Source organism: Mesorhizobium sp. B4-1-1 (assembly GCF_006439375.1).
Taxonomy (GTDB): domain Bacteria; phylum Pseudomonadota; class Alphaproteobacteria; order Rhizobiales; family Rhizobiaceae; genus Mesorhizobium.
In genome coordinates, this window is the sequence record NZ_VFTH01000028.1 from 37,385 (window position 1) to 52,286 (window position 14,902).

Genomic DNA, 14,902 nt, shown 5'->3' on the forward strand with positions numbered 1-14,902 from the left:
GTCTCTTTCCTTGGGTTGTTTCGGTCATATGGGGCTCGCCGCATGGCATTCAAACACCGTTTTGCCGCAGCCCTCATCCTTTTCCTCGCCGTTTGCGGCGCCATTACGCCGGCGCGCGCCGCCACCTTCACCATCGTCGGCTTCGGCGACAGCCTGATGGCAGGCTTCGGCCTTGGCCCAGGCCAGGGCTTCACCGACAGACTGCAGGCGGCGCTGAAGGCTAAGGGCCTCGACATCACCGTCGCCAATGCCGGCGTCTCCGGCGACACATCGAGCGGCGGGCTGGCGCGGCTCGACTGGTCGGTGCCGGACGGCACGAGGCTCGTCATCCTCGAACTCGGCGCCAACGACATGCTGCGCGGCGTCGCTCCCGGCATCGCCGAGAAGAACCTCGACGCCATGCTGGCAAAGTTGAAGCAGCGCGACATCCCGGTGCTGCTCGCCGGCATGCGCGCCGCGCCCAATCTCGGCGCCGACTACCAGCAGGCCTTCGACGCCATCTACCCGAAGCTTGCCGCTAAATATGCCGTCCCGCTCTATCCGTTCTTTCTCGACGGCGTCGCCGGCCACCCCGACCTGCAGCTGGAGGACGGCCTGCACCCCAATCCGAAGGGCGTCGACGTGATCGTCGAGCGCATCCTGCCCACCGTCGAGAAGGCGATCGCCGACAATGGCGGCCCGTCGTGAGTCCAAAACGCCACGGTTTCCGCTGGGGAAACTTTGTGGACAACAAAGCTCTTGCCCCGCGCTTATATCGATGATTCGCTAGGGACGAGAGTTTCGATTCGAGGACAGGAGGCTTCACATGCCACGTCTTTTCACCGCCCTCGAAATTCCGCGTGATGCTGCTCTCTCCTTGTCCTTGCTCCGGGGCGGGTTGCCCGGAGCGCGCTGGATCGACGTCGAAAACTACCATCTGACGCTGCGCTTCATCGGCGATGTCGAAGGCCATGTCGCCGACGAGATCGCCAACGCGCTGGACCGGGTCGACCGCCCCTCTTTCCAGATGACGCTCTCCGGCGTCGGCGCCTTCGGCGGCAAGAAGCCGCATGCGGTATGGGCCGGCGTGTCGGCCTCGCCCGACCTGACGGCGCTGCAGGGCGAGATCGACCGCATCTGCCAGCGGCTCGGCCTGCCGGCCGACCCGCGCAAATTCTCGCCGCATGTGACGCTGGCGCGCCTGCGCAACGGGAGCCCGCTCGATGTCGCGCAATATCTTTCGGCGCGCGGCAATTTCGCCGCGCTGCCCTTCCGCGTCGGCCGCTTCGTCCTGATGTCGTCGCGCGATTCGGTCGGCGGCGGCCCCTACATCGTCGAGGAAGCTTGGCCGCTGGTCGGTGAAGCGCTGGCCTCGAGCCGCTTCGCCAGCGCCTCGGATGCCTCGCGGATCATGCGATAGACCGAAGCGAAGGCCTCGGCGCCGTCGTAATAGGGATCCGGCACGTCCGCGGTCTTTCCCGTCGCGAAATCCAGATAGAGATGGACCCGGTCGCGCGCGGTCGCTGGCGCCAGCGCCTTGAGGTCGCGCGCATTCGCGTGGTCCATGCCGAGGATCAGGTCGAAACGCGAAAAATCCTCCGGCAGCACCTTGCGCGCCCTCTGCCCTGAAATGTCGACGCCATGCTTTGCGGCCACCGCGATCGAGCGTGGATCGGGCGCGGAGCCGACCTCCCAGCCGCTGGTCGCGGCCGAATCGAGCACGATGCGGCTGGCCAGCCCGCGCTCGGCCAGCACGCTATGGAAAACGCCCTCGGCAAGCGGTGACCGGCAGATATTGCCGAGGCAGACGAACAGAATGGATTTTATCGGCTTTTCGCGCATCGATCCGGCAGGTTTAAATCTTTGTTTTCATGCATGTCGTCAACCCAAAACCGCCGCGCACTTTTGGGCGACATGCATTATGGTGCAGGCCATTTCCGAATAGCACAGGGACCACACATGAACAGGGAAAAACTGACCAAGGACGCGATCGCCACGGCTCTGGCCGAGCTCGAGGGCTGGTCGCTCGCCGCCGACGGCGCTTCCATCAAACGCAGCTTCGTCTTCAAGAATTTCTCCGAGGCCTTCGCCTTCATGACGCGCGCGGCGCTGGCGGCCGAAAAGATGGACCATCATCCGGATTGGTCGAATGTCTACAAGACCGTCGACGTGACGCTGAACACGCATGACGCCGGCGGCGTGACGGCGCTGGATATCGAGTTGGCAAAGCGGATGAATCGCTATTTCGGCTGAGGCGAAAAGACTCGCCTTTCTTCGTCATTCCAGGGCGGATGGACGCCTCGGCCAATCGCGGAAACTAGGCGATTGCCACCCAGGTCGCCGCTGACCAGCATCCCTTTTCCGATTTTCCGGCCAAGCAACCGCCCAAACTCTTGTAGCAGCCCCCCGCTTTCACCACATTTTCCCGCGGCGGGCCGGCGCAACGATGCGGGCGGCCGCCAAGGAGCGACTGATGACGCAAGGTACCGGTTTCGATTTCTTCGGCTTCGGCGACAAGCTTGCCGGCGAGGGTGAGGTCCGCGAGAAATTCTGGCGCACCGCCAAGAAGGCCGCGCGGCAGATTCCGTTCATGGACGAGGTTGTCGCCGCCTATTATTGCGCCATGGACAAGGACACGCCGCTGCGCGCCAAGGCAATCCTGCTCGGCGCGCTGGGCTATTTCGTCCTGCCGTTCGACTTCATTCCCGATTTCGTCGTCGGCCTCGGCTTCACCGACGACCTTGCCGTGCTGACCGCCGCGATCACCGCCGTCAGCGGCCATATCACGGCTGCCCACAGGCAGGCCGCCAGGGACGCGCTGGCCGACAAGGGCTGACGGCGGCTCGCTCACGCCCGCAAATCAGCGCGTGCGAAAAGACAAACTCTTGCCGTTTTCGTGGCATCCAACTCCGCGCCGGGACGTCGCGCCGGCCTCAATCCACAGTGGCGGCGCGAATGGTGGCGGTTTCCTGGGGTGAGTTCCTTTTCTTCGAGGACGATTCACCGTTTGGTAACCCTGATTAAATCAAAATGAAGCGACGGCAGGACGCCACGCGGCCCGCCTCCGCACAATTTGGAATACGGGAAGAACGATGCGCGGATTGATTGCTATAGTTTCCAGCCTGGTCCTGGTGGGCTCGGCGGTGCCGGTATTGGCGCAGCAGGCGACCAAGATCGGCCAGCACAATGCCTGGGGCACCTACAGCTATCAGTCGGCCGCCGGCAAGGTGTGCTATGTGCTGACTGTGCCTACCGACAAGCAGCCCCCGTCGCTCGACCACGGCGACATGTTCTTCTTCGTCAGCCAGCGGCCCGGACAACAGGTCTCCTACGAGCCGCAGTTCATCGCCGGCTATAATTTCCAGGAAGGCTCCAAAGCCACCGTCACCATCGACAAGAAGTCGTTCTCGATGTTCACCCGCGGCAAGTCGGCCTGGGTCGAGAACGCCGCCGAAGAGCCGGTGCTGATCGCCGCCATGAAGACCGGCTCCGACATGAAGGTGCAGGCCAAGTCCGGCCGCGGCAACCCCACCTCCTACGTCTTCTCGCTCAAGGGCATCTCGGCCGCGCTGTCCTCGATCGCCAAGTGCAAATAAGCCGAGGCCCCCTTGGCGGCGGACCGCAACATCATGCAAATGGCGATGGACCGCTGGCAGTAGACGGCCATGGTCCTCGCGAAACCGAAGACGCGTTTCGCAAGGCGGGCGTGCAGGTTTCCTGGGACGACATCGCCGCGCGACCGGAAGCTGTCGATGCGCGCGGCGACATTGAAAGCCAGGGAGATATGACCCTCTGGCGCAACAGCGAGGTCCGCCTCCCGCAAGTAAAAGCGGAAGAACGATAGATCAGCCTCGCGCCGGCTCCGCCTCCGCGCGGCGCCGCCGGATCGCCTCGGCGATGAAGACGCGCGACAGCGCGTGATAGAGCGGCTCGTTGGAGACGAGCCTGGCCGTACCGTAGCCCAGCACCGCCGCGGACATCAGCGCGATCACATTGTCGTGGTTGCCGGTCATTTCGAGGATGATGACGAAGGCCGTCATCGGCGCCTGCACGACGCCGGCGAAATAGCCGGCCATGCCGAGCAGCGCCGCGGTTCCCGTGGCCGCGCCGAAGACCAGGCCGAGCGTGCTGCCCAGCCCGGCGCCCACCGCCAGCGACGGCGCGAAGATGCCGCCCGGTATACCCGACACCATCGACAACAGGCCGGCCGCGAATTTCTCGACGAAGAAGAAGGCCGGCAGCGGCGTACCTTCGATCGCGCCGCGCGCCTGCGTGTAGCCGGTGCCGAAGGTCAATCCTCCGGAGGCGATGCCGATCGCGGCCACGGCAAGCCCGCAGACAGCCGCCACGACCAGCGTGCGCGGCAGCGGCTGCAGCGCGTTCCAGCGCCGGATGCGGCGCATGACCTTCAGCGCCGAGAGCGAGAACAGCGCGCCGACACCGCCGCCGATGATGCCGCAGGCCAGCACCAGCGGCCAGTCGGCGGCGAAGGCGACCGTGTCCTTGGCGACGCCGAAATAGGTGTAGTTGCCGATGAGCCCGAGCGAGGCGAGGCCGGCCAGGATAACCGCCGTCAGCACAAGGCCGTTGGTGCGCGATTCATAGGCGCGGCCCATCTCCTCGATGGCGAAGACGATGCCGGCGAGCGGCGTGTTGAAGGCCGCCGCGATGCCGGCGGCCGAACCGGCAAGGATCAGGCCGCGCGCCTGCGCCATGCCGCCCCAGCGCGCCGCCTGCAGCATCAGCGAAGCGCCGACTTGTACCGTCGGGCCTTCGCGGCCGATCGAGGCGCCGCAGGCGAGCCCGACGATGGTGAGCGCGATCTTGCCCGCCGCCAAACGCAACGACAGGATATGGCTGCGGTCGTCCTCGTCGCGCAGATGCCGCGCAGCGATCGCCTGCGGAATGCCGCTGCCTTGCGATCCCGGGAAGAAGGAATGCGCAAGCCAGGCGCAAAGGACGAAACCGAGCGGCGTCACGACGAGCGGCAGATAGAAGCGCCAGCCACCGTCATTGCCCGTCATGAGATGGAACAGGGCCTGCGCCCGGTCGGCGAGCAGGGCGAACAGGACGCTGATCAGGCCGATCGAAATGGCGCCGGCCCAGAAGACGAGGCGCGGCTGCCAGACGCGCCGTGACATCCACATGGCATGCGAACGCCGCAGCATGCGGTATTTTCGGGATATGCCGGCCATGCCTGTCCTCTTGATGGTCATCCGCCCTAGCACACTCACCGGGCCGATCAACCCGCGAGGGCGGACCCGATGCTATGTCAGCCGGGTCGAGGAGCGGTGCTCAAGGAGACGTTGCCAAATGGCGGATAACCCGCCGGCGTACCGGCCGGCGGGGAGGTCGGCACGCAGGATCGGCGAGGTCACATCGCCATTTTTTCACATTCGGCCTGGGCCTTCTTGGTCGACGTATCGATCATGTAGGCTTTGCCCTTGGCGTCGGTGATCATCATCATGCAATGCTTGATGGGCTTGGCCATCTTCATCATATCGGCGCTCATCTTGGCGTCCGGCATCATGGTGCCCATGTGACCGTCCGGCATGATCGCGGTGACCTGCCCGCCCTTCATCATGGTCATGGCGCCCATCGTGTCCTCGGCAAAGGCCTGCGAGGCGCAAAGACCGGCGAGGCCGGCAACGAGTGCGAACTTGATCGAGTGCATCTGAACAACTCCCATTGTTGAGGGGCATGGTCGCCCCTTTCAGGTTCGCGGATGCGCTTCGATTGGTTACGCCAACACGAATATGTGATCGATTTTCAGCCGGCCATGGCGGGAGCCGGCCCCGTTCCGCCCTGGCACAGGCGGCAGGGCTCAAAATTTGTTGACCTCTGTGCCAGCCGAAATCGCTATCGCTTCGCATCGATCGGGACATAAAGCAGTCGGGTGCGGCGGGAAGGCCAGGCCGGCTGTGCCGCACGACATCGACGCCGGCTTGATCGTGGATGGCCCACAGGCGGGCCACCGCTTCCTGCACGACGGAACTGGCGGACAATTGGAACAGCATCTCTTTGCGACCGAGCGCGACCCGCGTCTCAAGCTGATCATCCCGGCAATCGTCGCCATCGCCTTCCTGATGGAGCAGCTCGATTCCACCATTCTCACCACCGCTATCCCGGCCATCGCGCAAAGCCTCGACACCACCCCGGTCCGGCTCAACCTGGCGATCACCACCTACATCCTGACGCTGGCCGTGTTCATTCCGGTCAGCGGCTGGTTCGCTGACCGGTTCGGCGCCCGGAAAATCTTCGCCCTGGCGCTCTTAACCTTCACCCTCGGCTCGGTCCTGTGCGGCGTGGCCGACAGCGTCGGCATGCTCCTGGCCATGCGCGCGCTGCAAGGACTGGGCGGCGCCATGATGACGCCGGTCGGGCGGCTGATCCTGTTGCGCTCCTTTCCGCGCAGCGGGCTGATCACGGCCATGACCTACATGACCTTGCCAGCGATCGTCGGTCCCGTCATCGGGCCGCTGCTCGGCGGCCTCTTGACCACCTATGCGTCCTGGCGCTGGATCTTCTACGTCAACGTGCCGTTCGGCCTCATCGGCATTTTCGCCGCCTTGCGCTTCGTCGACGATTTCCACGGTGAGGAGGCGCAGCCTTTCGACTTCGCCGGCTTCCTCATGGTGGGGGCCGGCGCCGCGTTGCTGCAGTTCGGCCTGGAGAATATCGGCAGGCCGGTCATTTCCTCGCTGGCGACCATGCTGGTGCTGGCCGCGTCGGTCCTGCTCCTGCTCGCCTTCGGCCGCTATGCGCGCCGCGTCGCGGCGCCCGCGGTCGATCTCACGCTGTTTCGCTTCCGCTCCTTCTGGGTCGGCACGCTGGCCGGGGGGCTGTGCCGCATCGGCCTCAACGGCGCGCCGTTCCTTTTGCCGCTGATGCTGCAGGTCGGCTTCGGCATGAGCCCGGTCACGTCCGGCTCGCTGACCTTCGTCGGCAGTTTCGGCGCCTTGCTGATGCGGCCGCTGCTGTCGTTCTTTCTGCGGCGCTTCGGCTTCAAGGCCGTGCTCAGCGGCAGCGCGATCGTCGGCTCCGTTGCCGTGGCGGGCTTTGCCCTGCTCGACGCCGACACCCCGCATTGGCTGATCGGCCTCTATGTCTTTTTCTTCGGCATCGTGCGTTCGGCGCAGTTCATGTCGTCCAACACGCTGTCCTATGCCGACCTGCCAGGCGAGAAGCTCAGCCGCGCCACCAGCCTGGGCGGCGTCCTGCAGCAGCTCAGCGTTTCGCTCGGCGTCTCGATCGCCGCCATGGTGCTCGGCCTCGTCTCCGGCCAGGCGCATGCGCCGACGGCGGACCAGTTCCATTGGGCGTTCCTGCTGACGGCGGTGATCCCGCTGCTTTCCATTCCGGGGTTCTTCTTCCTGCATCCGGAAGACGGCCAGCAGGTCAGCGGCCATCGCCGCAAGGCAGAAGCCGACGCCTGAACCTGCGGGGCGCATGACTCCGACGCCGAGCTGTGCTATGCGCCGCGCTTCATCTGCGACCGATGCTGAAATCGGCCGCAAATCGCTTATATTGGCGCCACCATGACCGTTTCGCTTGATCTTACCGCCGAAGGCGCTCGTGACGCCTTGCGCCGCGCAACACCGACCGAGAAGCCGTCGCTGATCGGCCTGACCCGCGCCGAGCTCGGTGAAGCTCTCATCAATGCCGGCATCGTGCCGGAGCGTCAGGCCAAGATGCGCGCCCAGCAGCTCTGGCACTGGATGTATGTGCGCGGCGTTTCCGACTTCGCGCATATGTTCAACATCTCCAAGGACCTGCGCGCCGAGCTCGACAAGCATTTCACCGTCGCGCGGCCGGAAATCGTCGAGGAGCAGATCTCTTCCGACGGCACGCGCAAATGGCTGTTCCGCTTTCCGCCGCGCGGCGCCGGCCGTCCCGTCGAGATCGAGACCGTCTACATTCCCGAGGAAGGCCGCGGCACGCTCTGCATTTCCTCGCAGGTCGGCTGCACGCTCACCTGCTCCTTCTGCCACACCGGCACGCAGAAGCTGGTGCGCAACCTCACCGCCGAGGAGATCCTGGCGCAGCTGCTCACCGCGCGCGACCGCCTCGGCGACTTCCCCGACCGCGACACGCCGGACGGCGCCATCGTGCCAGCCGAGGGGCGCAAGGTTTCCAACGTCGTCATGATGGGCATGGGCGAGCCGCTCTATAATTTCGAGGCGGTGAAGAAGGCGCTGCTGATCGCCTCCGACGGCGACGGGCTTTCCTTGTCAAAAAGACGCATCACCCTGTCGACCTCCGGCGTGGTGCCGGAAATCTTCCGCACCGGCGAGGAGATCGGCGTCATGCTGGCGATCTCGCTGCACGCCACCAATGACGACCTGCGCGATCTGCTCGTGCCGATCAACAAGAAGTTCCCGCTGAAGGAGCTGATCGCCGCCTGCAAGGCCTATCCGGGCCTCTCCAACGCCAAGCGCATCACCTTCGAATATGTGATGCTGAAGGACGTCAACGATTCCCTCGAGGACGCCAAGGCGCTGGTCAAGCTGCTCAGGGGCATCCCGGCCAAGATCAACCTGATCCCGTTCAACCCCTGGCCCGGCACCAACTACCAGTGCTCGGACTGGGAGACGATCGAGAAGTTCGCCGACTACATCAACAATGCCGGCTATGCCTCGCCGATCCGCACCCCGCGTGGCCGCGACATCCTCGCCGCCTGCGGCCAGCTCAAGTCGGAGTCCGAGCGCATGCGCAAGGTCGACCGTCTGGCGCTCGAAGCCATGATGATCGCGGGACACGGCGAGGCGTGAGGCGAATCATCGCCTACCTAATCCGCTTCGCCGCCATCCTGGTCGGCTATCTCGTCGCCTCGCTGGCGGCCAGCGCCTTCCTCAACGTCCTGGTCCTGGCGCATCTGGGCTACACCCCGGCCGATCCGGAGCCGACGGCCACCGCATCGCTCTATTTCTCCGTGCCGTTCGTGGCGCTGTTCGTCGGTTATTTCGCCTTCATGCCGGCGGCGGTCGTCATTTTGATCGCCGAGGTGCTCGGCCGCCGCGACTGGCTGTTCTACGCGCTCGGCGGTGCCGTCATCGCCATCGTCTTTCTCGGCTTCGTGCACAATGTCGGCGATGCGAATTTCGACATCACCGAAACCAATGCCAGGCTGGCCGTGATCGGCGCCGGCATGGTCGGCGGCATCTTCTACTGGCTCTCCGCCGGTCGCTGGGCCGGAAGTTGGCGTCGCGCGCCCTTGCTCGACGCGGAGCCGTGAACCCTACTTCGCCTGCGCGGTCAGTATCTTGAGCGCGAAGGCGGAGAACACGCCGGCGAACAGATAATCGACCACGCGTGTGACGCGCGGGCTTGCCTTCATCGCCGCCGAGAACTTTTCCGCCGCCAGCACCATCGGCACCGTCACCGGGATCGACAGCACGATGAACATCATGCCGAGGAAGAACAGCTTTCCGGACGCGTTCGGATCGTGCGCGGAGACGAATTGCGGCAGGAAGGTCATGAAGAACAGGATGATCTTGGGGTTGAGCAGGTTGACGCCGAGCCCGGCCACCCAGCTGCGGAACAGGGAGACTTGCGGTCCGGCCCTCTTCTCCGGCGAGAAGGCCGAACCCTTCGTCACCACCTGCCAGGCCAGGAACACCAGATAGCCGGCGCCAAAAATCTTCAGGACGAAGAAGGCCATCGGCGAGGCGACGATCAGCGCCGAGATGCCGACCACCACCAGCGTGGTGTGGATCAGCGTGCCGGTGAGCGCACCCGCCATCGAGGCAAAGCCGGTGGCGCGGCCCTGGCTCAGCGTGCGCGAGACGAACAGCGTCATGTCCGGCCCCGGCGTGATCGCCAAGATGACGGTGGCGATGGCGAACTGGATGAGCGTCGAAGTGTCGGGAATGAAGGACATGCGCGCGGCCTTGGGAGAGATCGCGCAGCCTATAACGCGACCATTTTTGCTCCGCCAGCGTCTGCCCGGGCAAACTTCTGGCCCAGCCTGTGCTGGAGCCAGGCCTCTGTTCGTCTCTTGCGCCGCCCGGAAAGGCCGTGATACCTCGCCCCGCGAAGCTCTTTTCCTGCGGAACCGCCAAAAATGTCCAAGATCAAGAACGTCAAGAAAGTCGTGCTCGCCTATTCCGGCGGCCTCGACACCTCCATCATCCTGAAATGGCTGCAGACCGAGCTCGGCGCCGAAGTCGTCACCTTCACCGCCGATCTCGGCCAGGGCGGCGAGCTGGAGCCGGCCCGTAAGAAGGCCGAGATGATGGGCATCAAGGACATCCGCATCGTCGATGTGCGCGAGGAATTCGTCGCCGACTTCGTCTTCCCGATGTTCCGCGCCAACACCGTCTATGAAGGCACCTACCTGCTCGGCACCTCGATCGCCCGGCCGCTGATCTCCAAGCACTTGGTCGAGATCGCGAAAGAGACCGGCGCCGACGCGATCGCCCATGGCGCCACCGGCAAGGGCAACGACCAGGTCCGCTTCGAGCTGTCGGCCTATGCACTCAACCCCGACGTCAAGGTCATCGCGCCCTGGCGCGACTGGACGTTCAAGTCGCGCACCGATCTGATCAACTTCGCCGAGCAGCACCAGATCCCGGTCGCCAAGGACAAGCGCGGCGAAGCGCCCTTCTCGGTCGACGCCAACCTTCTGCACTCCTCTTCCGAAGGCAAAGTGCTGGAGGATCCGTGGAGCGAGCCGCCGGAATTCGTGCATCAGCGCACCGTTTCGCCGATGGACGCGCCCGATGCCGTCACCGAGATCGAGATCGAATTCCTCAAGGGCGACCCGATCGCGCTCAACGGCAAGAAACTGTCGCCAGCCACCATGCTGGCGGCGCTCAACGACCTCGGCCGCGACAACGGCATCGGTCGCCTCGATCTGGTCGAGAACCGCTTCGTCGGCATGAAGTCGCGCGGCGTCTACGAGACGCCCGGCGGCACCATCCTGATCGCCGCCCACCGCGCCATCGAATCGATCACGCTCGACCGCGGTGCGGCGCACCTCAAGGACGAGTTCATGCCACGCTACGCCGAGCTTATCTACAACGGCTTCTGGTTTTCGCCCGAGCGCCTGATGCTGCAGGCGATGATCGACAAGAGCCAGGAAGACGTCGAAGGCACGGTGCGGCTGAAGCTCTACAAGGGCAATGTCATCGTCACCGGCCGCAAGTCGAAGAAGACGCTTTATTCCGATGCGCTGGTCACCTTCGAGGACGACCGCGGCGCCTACGACCAGAAGGACGCCGAGGGATTCATTCGGCTTAATGGCCTGCGGCTGCGGACGCTGGCGGCAAGGAGCCGCCGCTGAAGCTTGCTGATCTTCCCCGCAAGGGGAGCGCTGTCCTGCCAACCCGTCCTTCGTCATTCTAGGGCGGAGCAGGAGCGAAGCGACGCGCGCAGACCCTAGAATCCATGCCGTGACGGTTGAGCGCCGCCACGGTCCAGAACGCTCACCAGCCAATTCCGCGAAACAGCTCGAACCATTCCGGGTTGCTCTTCTCGATCAATTCCACCTTCCATTGGCGCGGCCAACGTTTCAATGACGTCTCACGCTGGATGGCATCGGCGATGTCGAAATATTCCTCGTACCAGACGAGACGCTGCACACCGTAGCGGCTGGTGAAACTGGAGCCCTGGCCGGTCTTGTGCTCGGGCATACGGCGAGCAAGATCATTGGTCACACCGATATAGATCGTGCCGCCTTTCTGGCTTGCGGTCATGTAGACGTAGCCTGTCATGCTTCGATCTTACCTAGCGCCATCGCCAACGGCTATTCTGGACGGCAGCATTCTACGGCTAATGTCACGGCATGGATTCTAGGGTCTGCGCGCGTCGCTTCGCTCCTTGCTCCGCCCTAGAATGACGAAGGATACGTCGCCGTTTCACGCGCAAGGACCCCCTCCGTCGCTTCTGGCGACATCTCCGCCGAGGCACCCGAGAGAGGGAGATTCCTACTTCCCGGCTTTCGCCAATCTCCAAGCCCAACAAAAAAGCCCGGCGCATGGCCGGGCTGTTCTGCTCAACAGAGATTCAAAGATCAATCCGCGTCGATCGCCTCGGCGATGCGGGCGATGGCCTGCTGGTAGACGCTGGCCGAATTCCAGCCGGCGATTGCGCCCATATTGGCTTCGTAGCTCGCGCCGGCATGCCAGCCATGCCCCTTGAGGAAATTGGCGGTCGAGGCGAGCGCCGTGTTGCGGTCGCGCAGGTTGCCGCTGCCGACGCCGTATTTCAGCACGTTGCCGGGCAGGAACTGGGTGTGGCCGATCTCGCCATGCATGGCGCCGACCGACGACGCGCTCAGCGCGCCGCGATCGACCAGCTTCAGCGCCGCGATGGCATGCGGGGTGAAGTAGTCCGGACGGCGGCAGTCATAGGCGAGCGTCAGGATGGCCGACACCGTGTTCTGGTTGCCCATCGAGGCGCCGAAGCCGGTTTCCATGCCCCAGATGGCCAGCAGCACGCCCGGCGGCACGCCATAGGTCCGCTCGATGTCGGCGAACATCGCCGCGTTGGCCTTCTTCAGCGCGCGGCCTCTCGAGATGATGGCGGAAGCCCCGCGTCGCTGCATGAACGCCTCAACCGAGCCGCTGAACGCCTTGTGGATGGCGCGATCGGCCGAAATCGTCCTTGTCGCGTAGGTCGCCCCGGCCAGCGCCGAAAGGCCCCTTTGGCCGACGCCGTTGGCCTTGGCCTCGGCGGCAAAGTCCTGCTTCCAGGCGTCGAAGCCGGCGCCATTCTTGCCGCAGCTGGCCGCGGCTTCAGCGCCTGTCGCCAGCCCAAGCATCGCCACTACCGCCGCGGCGGCCACGAAAATCCGTCTTTTGGCAAAAAATGCCATGTCCTTCTCCTGGTTGCCTTGAATCACGTCCCGGTTGCGAATTTGCCAGCGAAACGTCTGGTTGTCACCGCCCTCGCGGGGGACGTGACACGCGACACTGGCGAAAGAAGGGCAATTTGCCTACGATCAGCCATCAGGTGTGGCGGGCTTGCCTCATGAAAGACGTTGATGTCGTGATCATCGGCGCCGGTTCCGCAGGGACTTGCCGGGGCGAAAGCGTGCTCGGCAGGTCATTGCCCAACTCGCTACGAGATAGCTTCGGAACGCCGGAGGCCCGGCGGACGTTTCGAGAGGCTTCCACCTCTTCCGCACGTTGAAAACAAGATGAAGCTGTTCGACTGTCCAAACTGCGGCCACCGCCTTTATTTCGAGAACGCCCGGTGTCTGAACTGTTCCAGCCTGGTGCTCTACGACCCGTACGAAGCACGTTTCCTGCTGGCGGGTGCGAGCGGCGTTGCCGCATGCGGCAATGCCGACGAGTGCGCCTGCAACTGGCGTGCCGAGGCTGGGCGGACTTTCTGCCGCGCCTGCGCCCTCAATCAGGCCATTCCCGACCTTTCCATCGACGGCAACCGTCGGCGCTGGATCCGGGTCGAGGCAGCGAAGAAACGCGCCATCTATTCGTTGCTGGCCTTCGGCCTGCCGGTCGTTCCCAAGGCCGACGCGAAGGATGAGATCGGCCTTGCCTTCGACTTTCTCGCCGACCCGATCGGCGCCGGTCCGGGCGGCGAGCGCATCCTGACCGGCCATGACAACGGCCTGATCACGCTCAACGTTGCCGAGGCCGATTCCGCCGAGCGCGAACGACGACGCGTCGAAATGGGCGAGAATTACCGCACCCTGCTCGGCCATTTCCGCCACGAGATCGGCCACTATTATTGGGACCGGCTGATCCGTGACGATCCCGCGCGACTTTCGGCCTTTCGCTCGCTCTTCGGCGACGAGCGGGCCGATTACGAACAGGCCCTGAAAGCTTACTACGCCAATGGCGCTCCGCCGGACTGGCAGCAGCGCCACATCTCGGCCTATGCCGCATCCCATCCCTGGGAAGACTGGGCCGAGACCTGGGCGCATCATCTCCACATCGCCGACACGCTGGAGATGGTTCACGCGCTGAATTTTCCGCTTGGCCGGCTGGAGACCGTGGACGCCGACGCCATCCCGCGTGGCGACACCGGCGGCCACTTGCAGCCTGCGCCTGCCGATCCCGATCGAACGCCGGAACCATTCGAAAGAATTCTCGCCCGCTGGCTGGTGCTGTCGGAGGCCTCCAACTCGATCAACCGCTGCATGGGTCTGCCGGATCTTTACCCCTTCGTGATTTCCGAGGTGGCGGCGGGCAAACTCGCATTCGTGCACGAGCTTTTGACAGGCGCGTCGAAAAAGGCCTGGAACAATTCGTGAGCGGGCGCAAAGCACTTTAGCCGGAACGCATAAGCCTTTGTTTCGTTTCCGATCCCGAGGGAGCGTTGAAAACGGAGAGAAGAACCATGACACGCGTGTTGTTTCCGGCTCTGGCCGGTGCGCTGCTCACAATCTCGGGCGCAGCTTTCGCCGACACTCCCGTACAGGCGGTGACCGACTTGAACGTTCGCGCTGGCCCCGGGCCGCAATATCCGGTTATCGGCGTGCTGGCGGCAGGGCAGTCGGCCACGCTTAACGGCTGCATCGAAGGCAGCAAATGGTGCACGATCGCCGAAGCCGACGGCAAGGGCTGGGTCTATTCCGACTATGTGACGGGCGATTTCGGCGGCAGCCGCGTCGTCGTGACCCGTCGCCCGGCCAATGCCGAGATCGCCGTCGTCGCCCCGCCGACCGACAACATCTACACGACCGATACCTACACCGGCGCCATCGTTTCCAACGACGACGCCATCGAGTCGATCGGCAGGCCGCCGGCCGAGGTCGGCACCTATGTCGCCACGCACCGGGTCGATCCGGTCTATCTCGACGGCGAGGTGGTGACCGGCGCCACGCTGCCCGACACGGTCGAGCTGCGCGAGATCCCCGATTACCGGTATCGCTACGTCTATGTGAACAACCAGCCGGCGCTAGTCGATCCTGGCACGCGGCGCATCGTCTATGTGATGCGCTGATCGGGCTTGA

17 protein-coding genes are annotated in these 14,902 nt (G+C 64.4%); 11 read left to right on the plus strand and 6 right to left on the minus strand.

What is annotated here, in order from left to right:
* Positions 1-42 precede the first annotated feature (42 nt).
* Both FJW10_RS27225 and thpR read left to right on the plus strand, forming a co-directional pair.
* Positions 43-687, plus strand: a complete 645-nt coding sequence (locus FJW10_RS27225; RefSeq protein WP_140902363.1) for an arylesterase — start codon at positions 43-45, stop codon at positions 685-687.
* Positions 688-805: 118 nt separating this feature from the next.
* Positions 806-1,399 carry an RNA 2',3'-cyclic phosphodiesterase gene (gene thpR, locus FJW10_RS27230; RefSeq protein WP_140836012.1) on the plus strand — a complete coding sequence of 198 codons (594 nt, stop codon included), beginning with the start codon at positions 806-808 and terminating at the stop codon, positions 1,397-1,399.
* Here the strand turns inward: thpR and FJW10_RS27235 are convergent.
* Positions 1,306-1,821 carry a low molecular weight protein-tyrosine-phosphatase gene (locus FJW10_RS27235; protein WP_140902364.1) on the minus strand — a complete coding sequence of 172 codons (516 nt, stop codon included), beginning with the start codon at positions 1,819-1,821 and terminating at the stop codon, positions 1,306-1,308. The genes thpR and FJW10_RS27235 overlap by 94 nt on opposite strands.
* Before the next feature lie 117 nt (positions 1,822-1,938).
* On the opposite strand from FJW10_RS27235, the gene FJW10_RS27240 reads away from it, so the two are divergent.
* From FJW10_RS27240 to FJW10_RS27250, 3 genes are all read left to right on the plus strand, one after another.
* Entirely contained in the window at positions 1,939-2,232 is a 294-nt protein-coding gene (locus tag FJW10_RS27240; RefSeq protein ID WP_140836014.1) for a 4a-hydroxytetrahydrobiopterin dehydratase, read from the plus strand.
* 220 nt (positions 2,233-2,452) lie between these two features.
* Positions 2,453-2,815, plus strand: coding sequence for a YkvA family protein (locus tag FJW10_RS27245; protein WP_140902365.1), 363 nt, complete (start codon positions 2,453-2,455; stop codon positions 2,813-2,815).
* A 256-nt stretch (positions 2,816-3,071) separates the two neighbouring features.
* A complete protein-coding gene (locus FJW10_RS27250) occupies positions 3,072-3,575 on the plus strand; it encodes an invasion associated locus B family protein (RefSeq protein WP_140836016.1) in 504 nt (167 codons plus the stop codon).
* A gap of 249 nt (positions 3,576-3,824) precedes the next feature.
* On the opposite strand, the gene FJW10_RS27255 is transcribed toward FJW10_RS27250, so the two are convergent.
* Both FJW10_RS27255 and FJW10_RS27260 read right to left on the minus strand, forming a co-directional pair.
* On the minus strand, positions 3,825-5,174 hold the full coding sequence (locus FJW10_RS27255) for a chloride channel protein (RefSeq protein ID WP_140902366.1): 1,350 nt from the start codon (positions 5,172-5,174) through the stop codon (positions 3,825-3,827).
* A gap of 179 nt (positions 5,175-5,353) precedes the next feature.
* Positions 5,354-5,653: a hypothetical protein gene (locus FJW10_RS27260; protein WP_140647862.1), complete on the minus strand. Its 300-nt coding sequence runs from the start codon at positions 5,651-5,653 to the stop codon at positions 5,354-5,356.
* A 247-nt stretch (positions 5,654-5,900) separates the two neighbouring features.
* Between FJW10_RS27260 and FJW10_RS27265 the strand changes: the two genes are divergently transcribed.
* The 3 genes from FJW10_RS27265 (at position 5,901) to FJW10_RS27275 (ending at position 9,214) form a co-directional block, all read left to right on the plus strand.
* Positions 5,901-7,415: a DHA2 family efflux MFS transporter permease subunit gene (locus FJW10_RS27265; protein WP_246674382.1), complete on the plus strand. Its 1,515-nt coding sequence runs from the start codon at positions 5,901-5,903 to the stop codon at positions 7,413-7,415.
* Positions 7,416-7,517: 102 nt separating this feature from the next.
* Positions 7,518-8,750 (plus strand): 23S rRNA (adenine(2503)-C(2))-methyltransferase RlmN, encoded by a 1,233-nt coding sequence (gene rlmN / locus FJW10_RS27270; RefSeq protein ID WP_140902367.1) that lies wholly within the window; start codon positions 7,518-7,520, stop codon positions 8,748-8,750.
* The gene (locus FJW10_RS27275) at positions 8,747-9,214 is read left to right on the plus strand and encodes a hypothetical protein (RefSeq protein WP_140902368.1); all 468 of its coding nucleotides are present in this window, start codon (positions 8,747-8,749) and stop codon (positions 9,212-9,214) included. The genes rlmN and FJW10_RS27275 overlap by 4 nt, the downstream gene beginning before the upstream one ends.
* A gap of 3 nt (positions 9,215-9,217) precedes the next feature.
* Here FJW10_RS27275 and FJW10_RS27280 read toward each other — a convergent pair whose 3' ends face one another.
* The gene (locus FJW10_RS27280; RefSeq protein ID WP_140902369.1) at positions 9,218-9,859 is read right to left on the minus strand and encodes a LysE family translocator; all 642 of its coding nucleotides are present in this window, start codon (positions 9,857-9,859) and stop codon (positions 9,218-9,220) included.
* Between the two features lie 183 nt (positions 9,860-10,042).
* On the opposite strand from FJW10_RS27280, the gene FJW10_RS27285 reads away from it, so the two are divergent.
* Complete coding sequence (locus FJW10_RS27285) at positions 10,043-11,263, plus strand: argininosuccinate synthase (protein ID WP_140902370.1); 1,221 nt, start codon at positions 10,043-10,045, stop codon at positions 11,261-11,263.
* Between the two features lie 142 nt (positions 11,264-11,405).
* Here FJW10_RS27285 and FJW10_RS27290 read toward each other — a convergent pair whose 3' ends face one another.
* On the minus strand, positions 11,406-11,693 hold the full coding sequence (locus tag FJW10_RS27290) for a GIY-YIG nuclease family protein (RefSeq protein WP_140902371.1): 288 nt from the start codon (positions 11,691-11,693) through the stop codon (positions 11,406-11,408).
* A gap of 299 nt (positions 11,694-11,992) precedes the next feature.
* Positions 11,993-12,796 carry a lytic transglycosylase domain-containing protein gene (locus FJW10_RS27295; RefSeq protein WP_140902372.1) on the minus strand — a complete coding sequence of 268 codons (804 nt, stop codon included), beginning with the start codon at positions 12,794-12,796 and terminating at the stop codon, positions 11,993-11,995.
* A 324-nt stretch (positions 12,797-13,120) separates the two neighbouring features.
* On the opposite strand from FJW10_RS27295, the gene FJW10_RS27300 reads away from it, so the two are divergent.
* Both FJW10_RS27300 and FJW10_RS27305 read left to right on the plus strand, forming a co-directional pair.
* Entirely contained in the window at positions 13,121-14,200 is a 1,080-nt protein-coding gene (locus tag FJW10_RS27300) for a putative zinc-binding metallopeptidase (RefSeq protein ID WP_140902373.1), read from the plus strand.
* A gap of 86 nt (positions 14,201-14,286) precedes the next feature.
* The gene (locus FJW10_RS27305) at positions 14,287-14,892 is read left to right on the plus strand and encodes a DUF1236 domain-containing protein (RefSeq protein WP_140647871.1); all 606 of its coding nucleotides are present in this window, start codon (positions 14,287-14,289) and stop codon (positions 14,890-14,892) included.
* Positions 14,893-14,902 lie beyond the last annotated feature (10 nt).

What these genes read in the sequence shown, in the direction of transcription:
- FJW10_RS27225 (WP_140902363.1), top strand. Translation starts at nt 43, where the DNA reads ATGGCATTCAAACACCGTTTTGCCGCAGCCCTCATCCTTTTCCTCGCC.
- thpR (WP_140836012.1), top strand. Translation starts at nt 806, where the DNA reads ATGCCACGTCTTTTCACCGCCCTCGAAATTCCGCGTGATGCTGCTCTC.
- FJW10_RS27235 (WP_140902364.1), bottom strand. Translation starts at nt 1,821, where the DNA reads ATGCGCGAAAAGCCGATAAAATCCATTCTGTTCGTCTGCCTCGGCAAT.
- FJW10_RS27240 (WP_140836014.1), top strand. Translation starts at nt 1,939, where the DNA reads ATGAACAGGGAAAAACTGACCAAGGACGCGATCGCCACGGCTCTGGCC.
- FJW10_RS27245 (WP_140902365.1), top strand. Translation starts at nt 2,453, where the DNA reads ATGACGCAAGGTACCGGTTTCGATTTCTTCGGCTTCGGCGACAAGCTT.
- FJW10_RS27250 (WP_140836016.1), top strand. Translation starts at nt 3,072, where the DNA reads ATGCGCGGATTGATTGCTATAGTTTCCAGCCTGGTCCTGGTGGGCTCG.
- FJW10_RS27255 (WP_140902366.1), bottom strand. Translation starts at nt 5,174, where the DNA reads ATGGCCGGCATATCCCGAAAATACCGCATGCTGCGGCGTTCGCATGCC.
- FJW10_RS27260 (WP_140647862.1), bottom strand. Translation starts at nt 5,653, where the DNA reads ATGCACTCGATCAAGTTCGCACTCGTTGCCGGCCTCGCCGGTCTTTGC.
- rlmN (WP_140902367.1), top strand. Translation starts at nt 7,518, where the DNA reads ATGACCGTTTCGCTTGATCTTACCGCCGAAGGCGCTCGTGACGCCTTG.
- FJW10_RS27280 (WP_140902369.1), bottom strand. Translation starts at nt 9,859, where the DNA reads ATGTCCTTCATTCCCGACACTTCGACGCTCATCCAGTTCGCCATCGCC.
- FJW10_RS27285 (WP_140902370.1), top strand. Translation starts at nt 10,043, where the DNA reads ATGTCCAAGATCAAGAACGTCAAGAAAGTCGTGCTCGCCTATTCCGGC.
- FJW10_RS27290 (WP_140902371.1), bottom strand. Translation starts at nt 11,693, where the DNA reads ATGACAGGCTACGTCTACATGACCGCAAGCCAGAAAGGCGGCACGATC.
- FJW10_RS27295 (WP_140902372.1), bottom strand. Translation starts at nt 12,796, where the DNA reads ATGGCATTTTTTGCCAAAAGACGGATTTTCGTGGCCGCCGCGGCGGTA.
- FJW10_RS27300 (WP_140902373.1), top strand. Translation starts at nt 13,121, where the DNA reads ATGAAGCTGTTCGACTGTCCAAACTGCGGCCACCGCCTTTATTTCGAG.
- FJW10_RS27305 (WP_140647871.1), top strand. Translation starts at nt 14,287, where the DNA reads ATGACACGCGTGTTGTTTCCGGCTCTGGCCGGTGCGCTGCTCACAATC.